The organism is Sphingobium sp. CR28, assembly GCF_052327305.1.
GTDB lineage: Bacteria > Pseudomonadota > Alphaproteobacteria > Sphingomonadales > Sphingomonadaceae > Sphingobium.
This window is the reverse complement of the sequence record NZ_CP182486.1, coordinates 1,596,363-1,616,662: the sequence shown is the minus strand read 5'-3', so window position 1 is coordinate 1,616,662 and position 20,300 is coordinate 1,596,363. Positions and strand designations below refer to the sequence as shown.

The 20,300-nt window shown below is 58.6% G+C and carries 20 protein-coding genes; 15 read left to right on the top strand and 5 right to left on the bottom strand.

Annotated elements, in window-relative coordinates:
- Positions 1–10: 10 nt before the first annotated feature.
- The 7 genes from ACNAOH_RS07710 (at position 11) to ACNAOH_RS07680 (ending at position 9,810) form a co-directional block, all read left to right on the top strand.
- Positions 11–754, top strand: a complete 744-nt coding sequence (locus ACNAOH_RS07710) for a class II aldolase/adducin family protein (protein ID WP_443969615.1) — start codon at positions 11–13, stop codon at positions 752–754.
- A 66-nt stretch (positions 755–820) separates the two neighbouring features.
- The gene (locus tag ACNAOH_RS07705; protein WP_443969614.1) at positions 821–2,182 is read left to right on the top strand and encodes an LLM class flavin-dependent oxidoreductase; all 1,362 of its coding nucleotides are present in this window, start codon (positions 821–823) and stop codon (positions 2,180–2,182) included.
- A 13-nt stretch (positions 2,183–2,195) separates the two neighbouring features.
- Complete coding sequence (locus tag ACNAOH_RS07700; protein ID WP_443969613.1) at positions 2,196–3,254, top strand: ABC transporter substrate-binding protein; 1,059 nt, start codon at positions 2,196–2,198, stop codon at positions 3,252–3,254.
- Positions 3,255–3,262: 8 nt separating this feature from the next.
- Positions 3,263–5,056, top strand: coding sequence for an ABC transporter ATP-binding protein (locus ACNAOH_RS07695; protein ID WP_443969612.1), 1,794 nt, complete (start codon positions 3,263–3,265; stop codon positions 5,054–5,056).
- Between the two features lie 4 nt (positions 5,057–5,060).
- Complete coding sequence (locus ACNAOH_RS07690; protein ID WP_443969611.1) at positions 5,061–6,953, top strand: ABC transporter ATP-binding protein; 1,893 nt, start codon at positions 5,061–5,063, stop codon at positions 6,951–6,953.
- Positions 6,954–8,312, top strand: a complete 1,359-nt coding sequence (locus ACNAOH_RS07685; protein WP_443969610.1) for an FAD/NAD(P)-binding protein — start codon at positions 6,954–6,956, stop codon at positions 8,310–8,312.
- A 1,291-nt stretch (positions 8,313–9,603) separates the two neighbouring features.
- Entirely contained in the window at positions 9,604–9,810 is a 207-nt protein-coding gene (locus ACNAOH_RS07680) for a helix-turn-helix domain-containing protein (protein ID WP_443969609.1), read from the top strand.
- Here ACNAOH_RS07680 and ACNAOH_RS07675 read toward each other — a convergent pair.
- Complete coding sequence (locus ACNAOH_RS07675; RefSeq protein ID WP_443969608.1) at positions 9,807–10,046, bottom strand: tyrosine-type recombinase/integrase; 240 nt, start codon at positions 10,044–10,046, stop codon at positions 9,807–9,809. The genes ACNAOH_RS07680 and ACNAOH_RS07675 overlap by 4 nt on opposite strands.
- Positions 10,047–10,136: 90 nt before the next feature.
- A complete protein-coding gene (locus ACNAOH_RS07670) occupies positions 10,137–10,982 on the bottom strand; it encodes a tyrosine-type recombinase/integrase (RefSeq protein WP_443969607.1) in 846 nt (281 codons plus the stop codon).
- A 329-nt stretch (positions 10,983–11,311) separates the two neighbouring features.
- Between ACNAOH_RS07670 and ACNAOH_RS07665 the strand changes: the two genes are divergently transcribed.
- The 5 genes from ACNAOH_RS07665 to ACNAOH_RS07645 all read left to right on the top strand — a co-directional run bounded on the left by ACNAOH_RS07665 (position 11,312) and on the right by ACNAOH_RS07645 (position 15,484).
- Positions 11,312–12,490: a tyrosine-type recombinase/integrase gene (locus tag ACNAOH_RS07665; RefSeq protein WP_443969606.1), complete on the top strand. Its 1,179-nt coding sequence runs from the start codon at positions 11,312–11,314 to the stop codon at positions 12,488–12,490.
- A gap of 150 nt (positions 12,491–12,640) precedes the next feature.
- A complete protein-coding gene (locus tag ACNAOH_RS07660; RefSeq protein WP_443969605.1) occupies positions 12,641–12,856 on the top strand; it encodes a helix-turn-helix transcriptional regulator in 216 nt (71 codons plus the stop codon).
- A 430-nt stretch (positions 12,857–13,286) separates the two neighbouring features.
- Positions 13,287–14,654: a hypothetical protein gene (locus ACNAOH_RS07655; RefSeq protein WP_443969604.1), complete on the top strand. Its 1,368-nt coding sequence runs from the start codon at positions 13,287–13,289 to the stop codon at positions 14,652–14,654.
- Positions 14,655–14,710: 56 nt separating this feature from the next.
- On the top strand, positions 14,711–14,953 hold the full coding sequence (locus ACNAOH_RS07650) for a hypothetical protein (RefSeq protein WP_443969603.1): 243 nt from the start codon (positions 14,711–14,713) through the stop codon (positions 14,951–14,953).
- Between the two features lie 63 nt (positions 14,954–15,016).
- Positions 15,017–15,484, top strand: coding sequence for an Imm26 family immunity protein (locus ACNAOH_RS07645; RefSeq protein ID WP_443969602.1), 468 nt, complete (start codon positions 15,017–15,019; stop codon positions 15,482–15,484).
- A 57-nt stretch (positions 15,485–15,541) separates the two neighbouring features.
- Here ACNAOH_RS07645 and ACNAOH_RS07640 read toward each other — a convergent pair whose 3' ends face one another.
- Positions 15,542–16,249, bottom strand: a complete 708-nt coding sequence (locus ACNAOH_RS07640; RefSeq protein WP_443969601.1) for a hypothetical protein — start codon at positions 16,247–16,249, stop codon at positions 15,542–15,544.
- Between the two features lie 73 nt (positions 16,250–16,322).
- Between ACNAOH_RS07640 and ACNAOH_RS07635 the strand changes: the two genes are divergently transcribed.
- From ACNAOH_RS07635 to ACNAOH_RS07625, 3 genes are all read left to right on the top strand, one after another.
- A complete protein-coding gene (locus ACNAOH_RS07635; RefSeq protein WP_443969600.1) occupies positions 16,323–16,577 on the top strand; it encodes a helix-turn-helix domain-containing protein in 255 nt (84 codons plus the stop codon).
- A gap of 444 nt (positions 16,578–17,021) precedes the next feature.
- Entirely contained in the window at positions 17,022–17,351 is a 330-nt protein-coding gene (locus tag ACNAOH_RS07630; protein WP_443969599.1) for a hypothetical protein, read from the top strand.
- A 120-nt stretch (positions 17,352–17,471) separates the two neighbouring features.
- The gene (locus tag ACNAOH_RS07625) at positions 17,472–17,912 is read left to right on the top strand and encodes a hypothetical protein (protein ID WP_443969598.1); all 441 of its coding nucleotides are present in this window, start codon (positions 17,472–17,474) and stop codon (positions 17,910–17,912) included.
- A gap of 100 nt (positions 17,913–18,012) precedes the next feature.
- Here the strand turns inward: ACNAOH_RS07625 and ACNAOH_RS07620 are convergent, their stop codons facing one another.
- Entirely contained in the window at positions 18,013–18,408 is a 396-nt protein-coding gene (locus ACNAOH_RS07620; RefSeq protein ID WP_443969597.1) for a hypothetical protein, read from the bottom strand.
- A gap of 1,024 nt (positions 18,409–19,432) precedes the next feature.
- Positions 19,433–19,690, bottom strand: a complete 258-nt coding sequence (locus ACNAOH_RS07615; protein ID WP_443969596.1) for a hypothetical protein — start codon at positions 19,688–19,690, stop codon at positions 19,433–19,435.
- Positions 19,691–20,300: the final 610 nt, after the last annotated feature.

Genomic DNA, 20,300 nt, shown 5'->3' with positions numbered 1-20,300 from the left:
GGAACGCATCATGTCCGAACAACCCGCCCTTTCCCCCCAAGCCATCGACTTCATCGCCAAGACCGAGCAGGATGCGCGCCGCGCCTTCCGCCTGCTGCGCGAAACCCGCACCATCTCGCCGAGCGGCACGCTGTTCTTCGGCGTCCGCATCCCGGGCGAAGAGAAGATTATCACGCTGAACTATCAGGGCCTGTGGGAGGACGATCCCGATCAACCACTTACGGCGGTGATAGGCTTCGATGGCACGGTTTATCAGGGCACACCCGGCGGCACGGCGCGGTATCTCAAACTGTTCCGCACGCATGACGGCGTGCAGGCGATCAGCCACGTCCATACCCCGCATCTCGGCGCTTATTCGCAGGCGCACACGGCGCTGCCGCTGCTCTACGTGCCCAACCGCCGCTTCCGCTTCACGGCCGAACTGCCAGTCTACATCAACCGGCGTCAGCCCGAGGTCGACTTCATCATCGATTCGATCGCGCAGGATCGGGAGGTGCCGGGCATCGTCGAGGCCAATGGCGGGGCGACGATATGGAGCTGGAAGGGCTTGCGCGACCTCGTCAACAATATCGTGCTGCTGGAGGAAGGCGCACAGTTCCAGATCCTTGGACAAGCGCTCGGTGGCTCCAGGCCGTTTGGTCCAGGCGTTCTTGAGCAGCAATGGAAGATGGGCAAGCTCGTTCCACCCGATGCACACGTGGACGACGACGGCACGATCCATCTGCCCGAACCGGCCGCCGCAGCCGCCGAATGAGCATGACCCCGGTGCTTCTCGCGAAGCACCGGGCTGTCCGCCACCGCACGACCGGAGCTATCCCCCATGAGTAATCAGAAGCGCCAGCTCGCGCTCGCCGTGTTCCTGACCCGCCACGGCCATCATCCCGGCGCATGGCGCCAGCCCGGCACGGCCAGCACCGGCAAGCCGGATTTCCGCTACTGGGCCGACCTGGTGCACACGGCCGAGCGCGGCAAGCTGGATGCCGCCTTTTTCGCGGACTTTGCCGGCCAGAGCGGCGACAGCACCAAAGGAATCGGCCGCCGCCACGCTTTCCTCGATTTCGAGCCACTGACCGCCACAGCCGCGCTGGCCAGCATCACCAGCCATATCGGTCTGGTGGCGACGGTGAACACCAATTTCGAGCAGCCCTATGCGCTCGCCCGTCGCTTCGCCTCCCTCGATCACATCAGCGGCGGGCGGATCGGCTGGAACATCGTCTCCTCGCTTGCCGATGGCGCTGCCAGGAGCTTCGGCATCGATCAGCCGGCGAGCCACGCCGAGCGATACGCCCGCGCACATGACTTCGTCGAAACGGCCAAGGCCTTGTGGAACAGCTGGGAAGACGACGCCTTCGAAGGCGCGGACAAGGAAAGCGGCATCTATCTGAACGCTGACGCGGTGCATCCGGTGCACTATCGCGGCCCTTATTATCACATCGACTCCGTGCTCGACATGCCCCGCCCGATCCAAGGGTATCCGGTATTCGCGCAGGCCGGCAACTCGGAGGTCGGCCGAGACTTCGCCGCCCGTCATGCCGAGATGATATACGCCGCCGCCCAGTTCATCGAGGATGCGCAAGCCTTCTACAAAGATGTGAAGGACCGCGTCGCCGGCCATGGCCGTGACCCCGATACGCTCAAGGTCATGCCCGGTCTCTCTTTCACCATCGGCTCCAGCCTTCAGGAAGCGCAGGACAAGTTCGGCGCGCTGGAGGAGAAGGTCGACTTCGGCGGCGACCTCAATCTGATGGGCCATGACGTGAGCGCCTACCCGCTCGACGGCCCACTGCCCGATCTGCCGGAGCCCGAGAACGGCAAGGGCCGCTGGCGGCAGCTCACCGCGCTGGCGCGTCGTGAGAACCTGACGATCCGCCAGCTCTTCCTGCGCTTCAACGCAGTGCGCGGCCATCGTGTCGTGCTCGGCACGCCGGTGGATATAGCCGATCAGATCCAGGACTGGTTCGAGCGTGACGCGGCCGACGGCTTCAACCTCATCCCGCCGCTGCTGCCCAGCTCGCTCAACGACTTCGTCGATCTGGTGGTGCCCGAGCTTCAGCGGCGTGGCCTGTTCCGCACGGAATATGAAGGGACGACGCTGCGCGAGCATCTGCGCCTGCCTCGCCCCGAAAACCCCAATGCCCGAGCTGCGCGCACCGACGCGCCCCTCCTCGAACCCGCAAACTGAAGGAGCTTACTCCATGAGTCAGAAACTCGACACGCTCTGGTACACCCGCTGCCCGGTGCCGACCGGCCTTGGCATCGCCATCCAGCAGGGATGGCTGGAAGAGGCATTTCAGGCTCAGGGAACCAGCCTTTCCTCGCTGCTCGAATCCAGCGACTTCTCCAAACGGGAGTCGCATTTCTCGCACACCGTCCAGAACAGTGTGCGCCACGGCGGCAATATCCCGGCGATTAGCGCCAAGGCGCGCGGCCGCGATACTCGCGTCCTTGGCCTCTCATGGGCGGACGAGACCCAGCTCATCCTCGCTAGCCCGGAATCCGGCATCACGTCGGTTCGCGACCTCAAGGGCCGGCGGTTTGCTCTGCCCAACTGGAAGAATGTGGAGATCGATTTCACCCGCGCGCAGGCCGTGCGCGGTCTCGAGAACGCGCTTCGGCTGGAGGGACTGGAAGTCTCCGACGTCGAGATCGTCGATCAGGACATCGAGACCCATTATAGCGACGGGCAGGCACAGACCGTCGGCGGCACGCTCGCCTGGAACGGGCGCAGCACCAGCCGCGCGCGCGCCAACAATCTCGAGCTCATTGCGCTGCTGCGCGGTGAGGTGGACGCAATATTCCTGAAAGGTGCCCATGGCGCACAGGTCGCACATCAGTTTGGCCTGACGACCGTGATCGACACTGGCATTCACCCCGACCCGTTGGTGCGCGCCAATAACGGTACGCCTCGCACGCTGGCGGTGGATGGCCACCTCGTCGACAATCATTTCGACGCCGCCGTCACCATCGTCGAGCAGGTGCTGCGCGCCGAGCACTGGGCGCAGTCCCATTCGTCCGAGGTGCGCCGCTATCTGGCGCGCGAGACCAACAGCAGCGAATATTGGGTGAGCATCGCCTATGGCGAAGACGCGCAGAGGAAACTGAGGACAGATCTGTCCGAGCAATCGATCGTCGCGATCCAGGACTTCACCGACTTCCTCAACCGCTGGAACTTCATCCCGCAGAGCTTCGACGTGCGGCAGTGGATCGACCCCCGCCCGCTCGAAGCCGCGCAGTCGCTCGCGCTCGCCAGCTGAACGAGGCGATGAGGCGGAAGGTCGATCTGCGGCGCAGCCCGCTGCTGCGCTGCCTCGCCATTTATGCCGAGATGCCCGGCAAGTTCCTGTTGACCGCCGCGCTGCTGGCGGCGGTGAATATCGCTCTCGTCGGCCAGCAAGTGATGATGGGCCATGCCGTGCAGGATGCGCAGCATGGGCTGCTGGTTGTCGCGAGGCCGGATGGCGCGCTCGACTACAGCCGGGTCTGGTTCTGGGTCGGCCTGCTCCTGTCGCTCTCTCTCGCGCGGGCAATCGTGCAATACGGTGCCGGCCTCCTTTCCCTTTCGATAGGGCAGCGGCTGCTGACCATTTTGCGCGGACGCATCTTCACGCAGATTCAGCGGCTGGACCTTGCCTATCACTGGCGCCACGGCGTTGGCGAAATGGTGACGCGCATGACCCGCGACGCCGACAAGGTGCGCGATGCACTCATCAATTTCTGGCGCCAGATCTTCGAGACGGGCCTCATCGTCGTCATCTCCCTTGGCCTGCTCGCGCTTTACTCTCCCTGGCTGGCGATCGTACCGCTGGCGCTTCTGATCACGGGCATCGGCCTGCTCTGGCGGGAGGCTGACGCGCTGGTCGCGCTCGATCGCCGGATCGGCGCCGCCTATGACGCCGTAACGCAGGATCTGTCAGAAGGCGTGAATGGTGTCCGCGTCATCAAGGCGTTTTCACTCGGCACCGCCCGCGCCCAGCGCTTCCGCCATCATGTCGATCAGTTCCGCGCCGAAGCGCGTGCCGCCATCCGCCATGCCGCGCGCCGCGTTCCCCTGCCCCAGACGATCATCGCGCTGTCCCACGCCTGGGTGCTGGGCTTCGGGGCATGGATGGTCGCGCAAGGCACGCTTGGTCTCGGCGCACTGGTCGCGGCGATGCTGGTGGTGAACACGCTGGTGCTGCGGATCGAAGGGATCGGGCGGCTTCTGCAGGTGGTGGCCGATGCCCGCGCTTCGGCAGGCCGCATCTGGGAAGTGCTGGACGCGGAACCGGGCATCCGCACGATCGACACGCCATTGCCACTGCCGCCAGGCCCGCTCGGGATACGCCTTCAGGGTGTCTCCGCTTCTCCCCTAGGCGACGGCGCCACCGTGTTGCGCAATCTCTCTCTGGATGTCCGCCCGGGCGAGATTGTCGCGCTGGTCGGCGCGACCGGATCTGGCAAGAGCATCCTCACTGCGCTGTTGCCGCGTCTGGTCGACACAGATGAAGGACGCATAGAATTTGGGTCCGATGAGGCCGGCTGGGTGGATATCCGCGAGTGCGATCCGCGCGAGCTCCGCCGCCGCGTGCATGTGTTGCCGCAGGAGAGTTTTCTTTTCTCCGATACCCTTGCCGCGAATCTGCGGCTCTGCGCGCCGGAGGCGAATGAAGCCCGGCTGCACGAGGCACTGGACAATGCGGCAGCCGGCGAACTGCTCGCGCGGCTGAGCGACGGACTGGAGACCCGCTTGGGCGACCGGGGCGCCACCCTTTCGGGCGGACAGCGTCAGCGGGTCTGCCTCGCGCGGGCCTTGCTTGCCGATGCCGACATACTGGTGCTCGACGACGCAACCAGCGCGCTCGATGCGCAGACCGAGCGGCGCGCGATCGACGGCATCCGGGCCTTGCAGTCGGGATGGACACGCCCCGTCACGATGCTGATCGTGGCGAGCCGGCTTTCGACCGCTCTCATCGCGGACCGCGTGGCGCTGCTCGCAGACGGCCGGATCGCGGCGGAGGGCACGCATGACGAACTCGCGAGAAGCAATCCCGCCTATCGCGCGCTGATGGGCTTGTAAGGGCATGAACGCATTTCGCGGCGACAGCGCCCTCTCCGACATCGAGCTTGAAGAGAAGTTTTCGCAGCGCAAGCTCGGTCAGAGCGTGACCAGCCGCCTGCTGCCGCTGGTCGCGCCGGTGCGAGGACTCATCGCGGCTGTCATCGGCATCGAAATCGTTCAGGTGCTGGCGATCTTCGCTCGTCCGCTGCTGATCGGCCTGGTCATCGACCGGGGCTTGCGACAATCGAGCATCGATACTCCGTTGATCGCCTGGGCTTGCGTCGGTCTCGCCGCCACATGGGGCGTGCGCTTCATCCTTGGCGGCTTCTCGCAATATTTCGCGGGCCTGGCCGCGATCCGCGTGCTCAATGACCTCAGGACGCGGGTCTTTGCCCATGTGCAGACCCTTAGCGTCGGCTATTTCGACCGCACCAAGGCCGGTCGGATCATCGCCCGCGCCGACCGCGACGTCGACACACTGGAGCCGCTGCTGATCCAGGGGCCACCCGAATTCCTCTCCGCCATATTACGGCTCATCCTTTCCGCAATTCTGTTGTGGCTGGTCGCGCCCATGCTGCTGGCTGGCCTCGCGGCGGTGGTACCGGTGCTCATTCTCGCAACGCTGCTCTTCAAGCGGGTTTCACAGCGCAGCTGGGCCCGCGTGGCGGAGAACCGCAGCCGTTTCACTGCGCATCTCGTTGAAACGGTGGCTGCCGTACGGCTCATCAAGCAGTCGGGCCGCGAGCGGGACAATCTGCGCAAATATCAGGGGCTGCTCGAAGACTTCAACAGCTCCCTCATCTTCGGCAGCATGCGCTCCGGCTGGTTCGCGCCCTTCACCGGCTTGCTCACCACGGCGGGTCTGGCGCTCACTTTGGCAATCGGCGGACGCGGCATTGCGCTCGGCACGCTCAGTTTGGGGGAACTGACCCAGAGCCTGTTCTACGTCTTCCTGTTCCTTGCGCCCTTGCAGGAATTCAGCGATCTCTTCGAGCGCTTCGCCAATGGCACCGCCTGCGCACAGCGCATCTTCCTGCTGCTCGATACCGTGCCGGACATTGCCGATGGGATCGACGCGGAACCTATCCACAGGGTCGAGGGTGCCATTGCGTTCCAGAATGTGTCTTTCGGCTATCTTCCCGGCCGTCCGGTCATCCGCGCACTCGATCTGCACATTGTGTCGGGGGAAGTGGTCGCGATCGTTGGTCCGACCGGGCATGGGAAAAGCACGCTCGTACAGCTGCTCACCCGCTTTTACGATGTCGACGACGGCGCCGTGCTGCTCGACGGGCGGGACATTCGAACGATCCCGGAGCGGAGCTTGCGGAGGCATATCGGCGTCGTGCTGCAGGACAATGTGCTCTTCGGCGGCACGGTGCTGGACAATCTGCGGCTGGCAAAGCCCGACGCGACCGACGACGAACTTGTCGCGGCATCGCAGCGCATTGGTGCAGACGAGGTGCTTCGCGCGCTCCCACATGGTTACGAGACGCAGGTCGGCCCGCTCGGCAGCCAGCTCAGTCAGGGGCAGCGTCAGCTCGTTTGCCTCGTGCGCGCCTATCTTGCCGATCCGTCCGTGCTGGTGCTCGATGAAGCCACCTCCGCCGTGGATGTCGCGACGGAACGGCGCATCCAGCAGGCCCTCCGCATCCTGTGCGAGGGTCGCACGGCGATCATCATTGCGCATCGGCTGGAAACCATCCGCTCGGCTCATCGCATCGCGGTGATCGAAAACGGTCAGGTGGTGGAAATCGGGACCCATGATGCGCTTCTCGCTGCAGAGGGACGCTATGCGGCCCTTAACCGCAATCACGAAATGTCAGCGGCCGGAACACAGCGTGCAGGCGTCAATCATGAGCGAGCGGGGCGACGTGCTGGTGACATCGCGATGACGGGACAGTCGGTTCGCATCTGAATGCTGATTGCCAACCATATCCTCATTGTCGGCGGAGGCTTCAGCGGCACGCTGCTGGCCATCAATCTCGTGCGCCACGGTATGGCCCGGGTTTCGCTAATCGAGCGTGATCCGGCCCGCATGGGACGCGGCCTGGCCTATGGCGCAGCCCAAGAGGACCATGTCCTTAACGTGCGTGCCGCGAACATGAGCGCATTCCCGGACGAACCGGATCATTTTGCGACGTGGCTGGAAGCGCACGGCCTCGGCGGACGCCAGAGCTTCGCCACGCGACAAACCTATGGCGCCTATCTGAGCGATCTGCTTCAGGACGCTCGGCATCGCTCCGGCGAGCAGCTCCATGTGATCGTGGGGAATGGCGTGGATCTGTCGTTCAACGGATCAAATGGGGCGGCACGGCTGACGCTGGAGGACGGGCGCGTCGTCGGGGCCGATGCCGTCGTGCTGACGCCGGGCAACCTTCCGCCCCATGATCTGCCGCCATTCGCCGGGCTTGAGGCCCCCCTTTACGTCCGCGATCCATGGTCTTGCGAGATTGCCGAGGATCTCGCCGGCCAGGACCAGGTGCTGCTGATCGGCAGTGGCCTGACCGCCATCGACTGCGCACTAACGCTTCGTTCGAGAGGCTTTTCAGGCCGCATCGTCACGCTCTCCCGCCGTGGACTGATACCATACAGCCATTCGGACGCGGGACATCATGCCCCTCTCAAAGTACGTCCTTCAGAAACCGGCTCCGCGCTTGTCAAAATGATGCGCCAGCGTGCCCGTTTCGTCGGCTGGCGGAACGCCGTCGACGAGCTCCGGCCGTTCACGCAGGACATCTGGCGCGCCGCAGACGATGAAGCGCGGCGACGCTTTCTGCGCCATTTGCGCCCCTATTGGGATGTTCACCGGCATCGCCTCGCTCCGGACGTGCGGGAACGCATCGACGCAATGCAGGCGAACGGGTCGTTCCTGACATTCGCGGGCAAGATCGTCGACGCGCGAGCCAATACTGAAGGCATCGCGATTTCCTGGCGTCCGCGCGGTCAGCGGGACACGAAGACGATCATGGCCCGACGCGCGATCAATTGCACTGGACCGCTTGGCGATCTCGCCCGGACCCGCGACCCGCTGCTCCAGCAACTGCGCGACGCCGGTCTCATCAGGCCGGACTCACTTGCTATAGGTATCGACGTGGACCGGGAGGGACACGCGATCAACGCGCAGGGCGAACCGTCAAAGCGACTATTCGCGGCCGGCCCGATGACGCGCGGCGCCCACTGGGAGGTTATCGCTGTGCCGGATATTCGCCGGCAGGTCGGGTCATTGGCGCGGCGTCTGGCGCTCAGCCATTGGATCGAGGGTAATGGATTGTAGTTGGACAACTGGCGGACCGGTTTATACGCCGCGCGGCGCTTGGCTCCCCCCCTCGCCTGCGGGCTTTTGGTGTGAGGAATGACGCGGTTAGGCATCTTCGAGGCGCGGCCGCTTTACGTGGCGTTGGACGAGATGCGCGCCGTTTTGCCACGACGCAATCTGACGCACGCTCTGCGGTTAGACGATGTGGTCCTGCGCTGCCCACAGCAGTTACGCGCGTCCGTGGGATTCGCATTGATGGCTGCCTGCGGTCCGCCCTTCTCAGCCTTAATTTTTCAAGCGACGCGCTCTTCCGAGCGGGGGCATGCGGGAAAACACGAATAATGTGAATAAGCCCCCCATTTGACGGGTTAAGCCACTGAAATCTCGTGCAGAAAATATTCACTCCCGATGTGAATATTGACGAATATTTGATGCGCGTTTTCGCATGCCGCTGTTTTTACAGGAGATTTTCAGAGCGGAAATTCACCTCCGACATGCGAATATTATTCACAAAATATTCGAAATTTATTCACTCGAAAATGGCGGTTTTCTGCGGTTATTCACTTTATTCGAGTTTTCCCGCGACCCCCCTCGACCTTTGCGTCAATCTGGAATTTTTTGGCTTGAGAGCGACTTTTGGCCCCCCAGAGCAAGAGATCTGCGCAGTTTTTTGAACACTGCTGGCTGCTTGTGGCGGGGGCACGCGGGAAAGTGTGAACTTTGTGAACCGGGGCCCGAAACTGGGCTTAAGCACATGATTTTGCGTGGAGAAAAAGTTCACTTTATCTGTGAACCTGAGTGAACTTCTACACCGTGATTTTGCACCGCGTTGATTTCATTGAGTTTATTCTGAAGAAAAATTCACTCTCGGGATGTGAACCTGGTTCACAAAAAGTTCGAAAAAGGTTCGGTCAAAAATGACGGTTTTCTGCGGAAGTTCACAAGGTTCACACTTTCCCGCGACCCCCCTGGGACTTTGAAGGGATCCGGAATTTTACGATCTTTGAAGCGGAACTGACCGTCAGCAAGCATGCCGGCGTGGATTTTTCGAGCTCACGATCAGCGGGACCGGGGTGCGCGGGGAAACGCGAATTTTGTGAACTTGGCGGAAACGCGCGGCTTGAGAGGGAATTCCCACTGAACTTTTAAGCGCACCGATCGCCGGTTTCGCGATTCCTGCGGAGTGCAAGCGGTTTTTTGAAAGTTTCGCTTGTGACTGTTCACGTCACAAATGCCCGCTGTTGTCCGTCGGCGCTTTTGTGACCCTTTTCCTGCCCACCCGATCAGACACGGGCAGGAGCACAGTCCCATGAACATTCACGCACATCATCGTTTCACGCCCAGGCAGCTGACCGTCCGCATTGCCGATGCCGTCGCCATGCTCGGCATTGGCCGGACCAAGCTCTATGCGCTGATCGGCGCCGGCGAGATCGAGACCATCAAGGTGGGTAAGGTCACGCTCATTCCGCTCGACAGCCTCGAGGCGTTCATCGCGCAGCGCCGTGTCCGGGCTTAGGGGCGGCAGTAGGCCGCCCAGTCGGCCATCATCGCCCGGCGCTTCTCGAAATAGTCCGTACGTCGATAGGCAGCCTCGACCTTGTTCTCGACGGTATGTGCAAGGGCTGCCTCGGCAACCTCGCGCGGGTAGCTGGTGCGATCGGCCGCCCAGTCCCGGAAGCTCGATCGAAAGCCATGGACGGTCACGGCCATATCCATGCCGCGCAGAAGCTGGAGCAGGGTCATGTCGGACATGGTCTTGGCAATGAGGCCATCGGCGGGCTCTGCGCGGCGGCCTTGCCCGGGAAAGACGAGATCGCAGTCGATCCTGCGGAACGGCTCGGCCTAGCGCAGGATCGCCTGCGCGGCGTCCGAGAGCGGCACGGCATGGGCCTTGCCGACCTTCATCCGTGAAGCGGGCACGGTCCAGACCGAGAGGTCTGCGTTCATCTCGCTCCAGCGTGCGCCGCGAACCTCGCCCGATCGGGCAGCCGTGAGAATGAGGAACTCCAGGGCCAGCCGGCTCACGCTGAGCTGCCGGTCATGGAGCCGGGTGAAGAAGGCGGGCACATCCTCATAGGGGAGCGCGGCAAAATGCCCGTCCTTGCGAGGCTGGCGCGGCAGGCCCCGGGCCAGCGAGCGCATGGGTGCCTCCGAAGCGCGGTAGCCATTGGCATAGCTCCAGTCGAGTACAGCGCCGATGCGCTGCTTCACCCGCCGTGCGGTCTCGGGAATGTCGAGCCAGATCCCGGCCAGCACGTCGCGAATCGCCGGACCTTCGATCTCATTGACCGGCAGCGCTCCCAGCTTGGGGAAGGCATACTTCTCCATCGTGGTCAGCCACTGATCGTGATGCTTGCCGTTCTTCCAGCTCTTGCTGATCTCGCCATAGGCGCGCTGGGTTGCTTCCCGGAATGTGGGGATGACGACCGTGACCCGGCGCTTCTGCTCCAGGGGATCGACGCCCGAGCGCGCCAGCTTGCGTTGATCGCTCGCCTTCTCGCGCGCTTCGCGCAGCGACACGTCCCTGAGGCTCCCAAGGCCAATATCACGGCGCTTGCCGTTCATCTGCACCCGCAAGATCCAGCTTGCCCGGCCACTCTTGCCGATATCGAGGATCAATCCATCGCCATCGGAATAGCGTCCCGGCTCGGAGAGGTTCTTCACCTGCATCGCTGTGAGCTTGCCCATGGCCGGAAACATAGCGCCAGCCCCGCCGTCAGGGAAGCCCCGCCCCCACACTCATCCCCACACTCGAGGGCGGATATGTCCGAACAGACGCGAACAACCGCGAATGTGCGCCCGTCAAAAACAACGCAAAACCAACGCTTTATGGCTGGCCTTGAACTAGGCTGAATGGAAGGATGGCGGAGCGGGAGTCCGCCATTGCCATGTCCAGTGCCGTCTGATCCCGCCCAGTAAAATCCATAAAAACAATGCAATGGATTGTTTAGTGTCCAGAGCCGTCCAGGATTTTCCTTCGCCTTCCCTTCCATTTTGTTGGGCGATATGTGGGGTGAATGACGAGCAAAAAACCCCTGGGACGACATGCCGATAAGCGATTGAGCGCTGCTCAGGTTCGCGCCCTTATCGAACCCGGCCTGCATGGCGATGGGCAAGGGCTTTATCTCAAAATCGACAAGAATGGAGCGAAGCGCTGGATTCAGCGTCTCGTCATTCGAGGCAAGCGAAGGGACATGGGCCTAGGGTCAGTGTCACTTGTTTCGCTCGCAGAAGCCCGTGAGAAGGCGCTGGAGAACCGAAAAATTGCTCGACTAGGGGGAGACCCGCTGGCCGCTAAAAAGGCCCTACAAGCGATCCTTACGTTCGAGGAAGCGGCACATGAGGTTCACGCCGCTTACAAGCCGACATGGCGCAATCCCAAACACGGTGATCAGTGGATCAATAGCCTCACAACATATGTCTTTCCTCACTTGGGCAAGCGCCGGATCGACACGATCACTAGTGCGGACGTTCTTGCTGCCCTGAATGAGGTTTGGAACGAAAAACCAGAGACGGCGCGACGGCTGAAGCAGCGGGTCGGCACGGTCCTCAAATGGGCGATTGCTAAGGGGTGGAGGACGGATAACCCAGCGGATGCCCTGTCGAGGGTCTTGCCCAAGCATGATCGATCCAAGGTCCAGCATCGTCAGGCCCTCCCCTACGAGGAAGTTGCCGAAGCTATAAAGAAGGTGAAGGCCAGCGAAGCTTCCACTGCGACCAAGCTGGCGTTTGAGTTTCTAGTCCTGACGGCAACCCGCTCTGCCGAGACCAGAGAGGCAGTTTGGAGCGAAATCGACCTCGACAAGGCGGAATGGACCATTCCCGCCAGCCGCATGAAAGCGAAGAAGCCTCATCGCGTCCCCCTCTCCCCCCGGTGCCTCGCCATCTTGAAGGAAGCACAACAGATCAGGAGCGAGGATAGCGACTTCCTCTTTCCCGGTTCAGTGACCGGCAAGCCGCTCTCTGACATGACCCTTTCAAAGCTTATGAGGGAGCTGTCTATCCCCGCTGTTCCTCACGGGTTTAGATCATCGTTTAGAGATTGGGCCAGTGAACAAACTTCTTATTCAAGAGAAGTAATAGAGTTCTCATTGGCGCACGTTTTGCGCGATAAAACAGAAGCAGCATACCTTCGCACAGACATGTATAAAAAGAGACAATATCTAATGAATGATTGGTCTTTGCATATAAAGTAAAAGAGTGAGTTCGTTTCTTACCTTTTCTTTCGTATCTGAAAACTTGTTCGCCATTTTGCGCAATTTTTACTATTGACCGATCGATTTGTTGTACCTATCTGCCGCCCGCCAACACCGGAGCACCCCGCTCCCACACGAAAGGAGGCAGATATGAGACTTGATAGAATACTGCGCATTGGAGAGGTCACCGCGAAGGTCGGCTTGTCCAAATCGACGATTTACGCAGCTTTGAAAAATAACGCCTTTCCCCGTCCGCTTCGCCTCGGACGAAGGGCTGTTGGGTGGCGTCAGTCCGACCTGAACGAATGGCTGGAAAACCGCCAGAAGAGCTTCGGATGGAATAGAAGCGCTGGAGGGGCGAAATGACTGCGAGCGCCTCAATCAGCTGCCAGAAAAATGGCGCGTCCTTCGGCTTCGGGCCAATTCGCCGGTCTGCCACCGAAGTCTTCAAAAAGTATGGTTTTTCTAGGAAGCGTTCTGGTGAGTACGTTCGTGCGCTACCGTTACCTTTCGATGAGATTATTCCGATGGTAGCAGAGCTTCATGAGCTCTCGCTTAAGCACTTCCCCAGTCGCATAGTTGTCATCACTTACATGGATGGGTCAAACAGCATCAACCTTAAGAGGATCAAATACCGTTCCGCATGAAACTAATTAATTTCATTAACTTAAGTAAACTTATGTCAATTTATGTCTATATGGCGCCTATAGACGTTACACGTATACCTTCCCCTTCCTTCCCCCCCCTCTTTCTAATTAAAGGAGAATAGAAATGAATAATAATGAATGGAATCCATATGATAGATTCCACCTATAAGAACGATATATACCTTAGCCTATACTTTAAGAGTGAATCCATTTCATCAGTGAAACTCATTGATGATATAGTGGAAAGGCTCACTAACTCAGGTGTAAAATCACATAAAAAAAATATGATAGATTCATTGAATCCTATCATAGTTGGATTGCTAAGGGCTAAAGCGTCATCAACTGATAATGCAGCCACCTATAGACCAATGGGTGCAGGTGATTTTACCGGCGAACCAATTGGTTATAGGCCCTTCAAAGCCACTATCGATGGGTTAGAGTCCCTTGGGTATCTGGCGGTTGAGAAGGCGAATAAACCCGCTGTCCCCAATCCCTTTGATCCGGCAAAAGCCAGTCGATTTAGGGCAACCGATAAGCTTATAGCGTTGGCTGAAGCCCATGGGATTATTCCCTCAGAGTGGAATGCTCATTTCCGGGCTTATCGACCTTCAACAATCAGAAATCCGATTATCCTGCGGACCTCATCACAATGGGTGTCGACCCAATTTGGAGCCTTTAAGCGGCCGAATTCCAATATGAAAATCGATCCTACTGATCCCTATGTTTTGACAGAGGGGGAAAGGATCAATGCCATCAACAGATTTATGGCCGAGCAGGATATTCAACCGGCCGAATTGATGGGGTGTTTCCAACGCATATTCAGTTGCGGGGATGATCCCTCATTCCGGTGGAATAAGGGCGGCCGTCTCTATGTCCAAGGTGGCCTCTATCAGCAGGAGCCGAGTGAAGAGCGGAAACTGATGACCATTTATGGCGAACCCGTTGTCGAGATCGACATCCGGGCGAGTCATTTGACTATTCTACATGCCTTGAAGGGAATACCGATGAAGGCAGGCGATCCCTATGATATTCCCGGCATTCCAAGGGGGATCGTCAAATCATGGATTGCCTACACACTAGGGCATACTAAGCATCCCGAAAACAAATGGTCGCCAGCTTCGAAACACAGTTACGTTAGGAAGATGTGCGATCTCCATCAGCAGGAAATGGCGCGGGATAAGAAGCCCGGCCTATGTGCGGGACTATGCAAAGGTCGCTGCCTTCAGAAACTCTATCCAATGGCCAAGCTCGGATCAAAAATAGCGGCTCATTTCCCCATTCTGGACGATTGGGAAACCAGCCCCTGGCGATGGGGCGATTTCCAGTTTCTAGAAAGCGAAGCCATCATTGAGGCAGTTTATGAGTTGGCGATGGATCACGGCATTCCAGCACTGCCGGTTCATGACTCCCTCATCGTGCCTAACAGCAAGCAGACCATGGCCAAAAATGCCCTTGAACAGGCCTTTGAGCGCCATGTGGAGGTGAGGCCGATGATGACAGTGAAGGGGGATTGTTAACCCTCTCACGCCATGGCGCTAGCCGAGACCAAAATTGAACGAATGAGGGCGTTCGGATGAACGAACTCGCAGGGGCCGCGTTTGCCTTTGTTGAGAGGAGCTTAGCCTTGAGCGAAGATCGGATCGTTGCTGTAGCGCTCTTAACCCAAGGCGAGGTCGATTCTCTTGGGATCGCGTTGAAGCACTGTTATCCCGTACCAGCCGGAGGAACATTCGATCATTTGCTCGCGCAGCTTGACGGCATCGAGGTTGAAGGGATCGGCAACGACATGGGGTGCTGGAAGACTTCCGGCAGGTAGTCCTCAACGGCCCTTGAAGACTAATCTCTTCGCGCGTCTCGGCTCTCAAATTATAGACGGGGTATGATGACGGATAGTTACCCTTACATACCTCGGTCTACCGCTAAGCTCCAGCCGGGAGATTTTTGGTCCATTCCTTTGTCGGACGGGTCGTATTCTTGTGGATTGGTATTGCAGCTTGCTCCCAAAGATGAGGCGGGCTCGCGAGTAACATTCTGTGGTGCGTTGCTGAACTGGCATGGAGAAGTGCGTCCATCCACACCCAGTTTAGGCGCCCCGTCGATCGTGGCTCAAGGCATCATGCATATCATGGCCATCACTAAGACGGGTGGTGAGATAGAGGGAAATCTAGAAGCTGAACGTCGCCCGCGTGCTCTGTTATGGCATGATGGCGGACGAAGGATTTCAGAGGGTTATAACTATGTTCGACCATGGAGCGTGGCAGATCGGGAAGTAGTCCCTGCGATGGAATTCTGGTCCTGGAGTATAATATCGAGACGGGCTGAAACACATTTTCAGATTGCAGTCTAAAGCCCGACTGCAACTTTAATGCGCTTCCATCGCAATGCGCACCGTCCTTTGATCCCCTCACGCTCCAAACGTCCTGCCTAGCCAACTTTTGGGGGCTTCTGATGGAACGGCAGCGGGAGGAGTTAGAACCGCCTCTGTTCCATCAGAAGGCAGAGCCCGCTGATCTACTGGGGTCGACTTAGCCGCCCTGTCCATCTGGAGGATGGCCTGAAAGCGTCCGAACCACTGTTCTAATTCCTCGATAGCAGGCGCTACAAATGCCCCACCGTCTTCGTCGCCGTTGGGATCATTGTAGAACATGACCTCGTGATATGGCTGAACGAGATCGTTCGTGTAGATCTTCAACGACAGTTTCGTGATTTTGGAGATCGATTTCCCCTTGGAGCGAGTGGTACCGCCCAAAGCTAACCCGATAGGTCCAACAAGTGCCATACCTACGGCTGCGCCACGAAGGCCGCTAGAGCCCTTGGTAGTGGTCACTGTATGCCCGTTGCGATCTACCTCCACGGAAACAAGCTGATCAAACCGGAAAGTGCGAGGCGGCTCAGCAGCACTGACGATGGCAATCTGTTTGGAATATGGGTCAAGAGCGACCCCATTTTCCCACCAAAGGCCATCGAATTTAACGGAAGGATCAAAGTTAGAAATGCTCGCAAGTTGAGCAGCCTTGGTCTCTCTGTCCTCGCGATCCAGCTTAGCGGAACCGACAGCAATCCAAACTCCCGCCACGAGGATGAAGATTCCGGTTATAACAATCCATTCCATGCAGATGCCCTCCCTGTGGGTTTCGCATCACACAGTTTTTGTGTAGAGCGCAATAGGAGCGAGAGCCTTGCCGATGGCAGGGCAGGAAAATTCCAAAGGAAAAGGGTTTCATAGCGAGCGGTATCGCTCGCTCATCAAGAAGCTCGTAGAGGCCCGGAACGCCGCAGGTTTGAGCCAATCCGCACTAGCCTTGAAGCTTGGTACGCATCAGCAATTTGTGTCACGGTACGAGATAGGTGAGCGGCGATTAGATGTTGTCGAGTTCATCGACATCGCTCGCCTTCTCAATGTCGATTTGGCCATCCTGACTGAATTGCCCCAATCCTAATCCAAACAATTTTGTCTGCTTTTAGGCGACGCCAAAACGGTGCTGAATGTCGGCTTTGTCGGGGGAAGCGGACATTGGCCCAACTACTGCGGCGGAGGTTTGCTGCGCTGTAAAATGCAGCCAATCCCAAAGATTATGAGGCAGAGTCCAACCACAGAGTGATTAGATGCGTTGGCAATAACAGCCGCGCCAAGGGCGACGACACCGACGAGCACTGATATCCATCTAGGATAGCTGTCTAATCCTCGCATTAAATAAGCTTAGAAGTTCACGCCCATGCCCGCAATGTCGTCGTGTCCCGACAGTCCGCTAACGGGTGCAGTGTCTCGAAGCGGAACTTCGAAAATGTCGGGGGAAGCGGACAGTCGGCTTTCGACTGGTGTAGCACGATAAGCGGAACTGATTTATGAATGGGCCATGCTCACAAATCGCTTTGCCCTATCCATGACCTTCATTTTGTTCGCAGCGATGGTGTGCGGAAGCGCTTGGGCTATCGGCAACGAAGTGGTCGGCTATATCGTTGCGGCGGTTCTATTTTCTGGCCTAGGCATTCTTGAGCAACTCGGCATCATTACCGTGTTTCGAGGCTTTCTAAGGTTTGCCCTGCTAATCGTCTTACCATCAGCCGCATTCCCGCTCGCTGACCTCGGCTATCTCCCATTTCCAGAAATGGCTCTTTGGATCGCGGCGTTCACTATGCTCGCAGCCTTGCCGATTTTCTGGTGGCAAATTGCAAAACGCGGACAACCCGAAACGTCATTGAATGTCGGCTAAAGGGCATTTGATTTAGCGAGAAGAATGACCACAACGTCGGGGATTTGCGACTGTCAGTTTTTGTCCGGCTGAGCGGAAAGCCGCCATTGCCACAGCGATCGGATTGTGGATGCTTGCTTTATGGCAACTGAATTATGGATTCACCGGGACACCGGCAGCATTCGCGTCGGCGATATTGCAGTGCTGGAACCCAATCAGACGAAAGTTTCGGTCGCACCGCTATTAACTGATTTGCTGGAAGGTTCGCGAGATCATGGCAATGGCTTTGAGTGGCTTTACCTTCGTGATCTGACATTCGGCGGGCAACCCGCTTGGCTTTCAATATGTTTCCATGACGGTCGCCTTGAGCAAGCGTCTTGGAGTGTGCAGTTGCGCGATGCACCAATGGAAGGCGGCTGGCCCACAAGGGAAGCTATCGACAGCGAACTATCGTTTGTTCGAGAGGTGTTGGTTCGGGACATGGAAATCCATCCGGGGCGAACGCCCTGGGGAGAGGTGTGGAGCAGCTTTGACGCCAGGGGCTTTATGGCAGCTAACGGGCTTCGCTACCGTCGCCCATAGCGACTGCAATGTCGTCGTGTCCTACAGTCCGCTTTTGAGCGAGATCGTACAAAGCCAAATGTCTGCGAAGTCGGGGGAAGGCGGTCGTTCCCGGAGCGGCCTACAGACCCAAAATGCGTCTTACCCGCCGCCAGCGAGAGGGCCAATCGATCACAGCGGAAGGTGCGCCACCAAGTCGCGCAGTGGGCTGCTCCGCAAAGACGACGTTGAGCATTTTCTTAGTCAGGCCGTCAGGAATAGGGATCACTGCCGAACCAGATTCGTGATGCACGCCGTCAATGAAAACTTCCACCGTCGGGCCGTTTCCCCAAATGACCAGGTTCTCTGGAGTCCACTCAACCTCACCCGGAGTGCCTTCCTCAAACCCGCCGGGAGCCTTTAAAGTGATGGTTGATCGAGCTGGAACCTCGAACTCGTCACACCAAGGCTCAAGCCAGACCAGCAGACTTTCAGGCCCCGGATTGCTTAGGCCCCACTGGTGATCGGAAGTTGTCATCGAACGTCAGCATTTCAGATGGCACGAATGTCCGCAATGTCGTCGTGTCCGGACAGTCTGCTTTTGTGGCTCAAGGCGGGATAGCTACCATGCCGCTTTTAAGTGCTGGTGCATCACCGGGAATGATGGAAAGGTCGGGGGGGCGGGCAGCGCGGGTGGCCTAACGGATGGAGCCGCATTTGCGACACCGCCCGGCGACTGGCTTAAACATGTTCACTCCCGTCAGATTGGAGCCCCCTTTCGATGGCGCAAAATAATAACTGACGCCGCAGTGCGGGCACTTCATTCCAAATATGATCAAGGCGGAGAACGGCACGGTTGCAGCAAACGCCGCTGCGATCCCGATCAAGCCGCCAGTGCCAAAACACACAACTGCGAGAAAGACGATCCCAGTAATAAAAAATCCAGCTTGGACAAAGCGGGCCACGTTCATGAGCGCATGATGTCGTGCAATCTGAAAGTCCGCAATGTCGGGGGGGGCGGACGTTGCGGTAAAGTTATAAACACGGCACCTTGTTATCCATGGTCATCCGCTTCCCTCAGCTCACCTCTTTATCTCTAGTCCTTGCCACGCTTGGCTGTGAGAAGGTGCCCGAAACCTACGCCGCCAACTGCGCCACGCCACTTGCAAACTGGGGTCGCGAAAAGGACGGCATAGGTCATTTGCGGACGGTCCAGCCGATTGACGTTAGTGCTGACGGGTCAGTTATGTGGAACGCCACCTTGATCTCTGACGCCACTCTCCGGCAATATATGTTGCAAATGAGTTCAATGAACCCGGAGCCTCAAGTGGTGCTAAACATATCACCTGCTGCCGCTTGCGACCGTGTCCGAGCTATCCGCGCTATCATGAGCACAGCCCCGCTGTGCCAGGGATCGCACTCACTTTGCAGCGAAGGTTGGAATTGGAAACGCTGGCCTGAACTCGGCGGTCCTTAAAGTCCGCAATGTCGTCGTGTCCTGACAGTCTAGTTTTGGCCCGCTGCGTATCAAAGCGGAAGGTCGCGTTTGTCGGGGAAACGGGTCATTCACCGCCGCCTACGTCGAAGCCGCGATGGCGTATAATTCCGCCGCGACGATTGCGTCGGTCAAACGCAATGTGAAGCACGGTGCAGATTGAAAACACCGCGAAAGCGATGAGCGCAGCCCAGCTTTTCGCCTGTCCGGTCAGAACGCAATACGCGATGATGAGCCAAGCGGGGAAAGCACCGCAAATCGCCACCAGCTTCAGCCACACCGGCAGAGGCTGCCACCAGCTTCGATAGGGAACAGGCCGGTCCATGCCTGCGATTTGCCATCTATCTTCAGCGTCAGCAATGTCGGGGTCAGCGGACCCGCTATTCTAATCGATATTTGGTGGCGTGGTAGCATAAGCCCGGCGATAACCACTCCCCGCCCATGTCAAGGCAGGTGTCTATTGCCGACTGTGTTCGCAGCCACCATCCGAGAGACAGGCCAATCGTCAAGATGGCTAGAGCAGCGATCAGCCTCTTTCCCATAGGCCTTATTACTTCCAAAGCGAGTGGCAGGAAAGTCGTCGTGTCCCGTCAGTCCGCTTTGGGCTGCTGCGTGTCAGAGGGGACGTTAGAAATCTCTGAGGGAGCGGACGTACAACGTTGCTTCAAAAGGCTTCGAAAAAGAACCAGCGCCACTGATGCAAGCACAAGCAATACAATGGGATATCCGCCGAATATGATAGCGGCGGTCGTATCCATCGCGCTATCTGGGACCTCGGCATTGAAATAGACGTATATCCAATAGCTTTCCCAGAAAATAAACGCGGCCAGTAGAGCTTTCGAGCAAAGTTTCACACCGCATAATCCATTGTTTGCCGAAGGTCCGCAATGGGGTGGAAAGGCGGACATTCCGGTCACGAGCCTCTTTACGGCTCA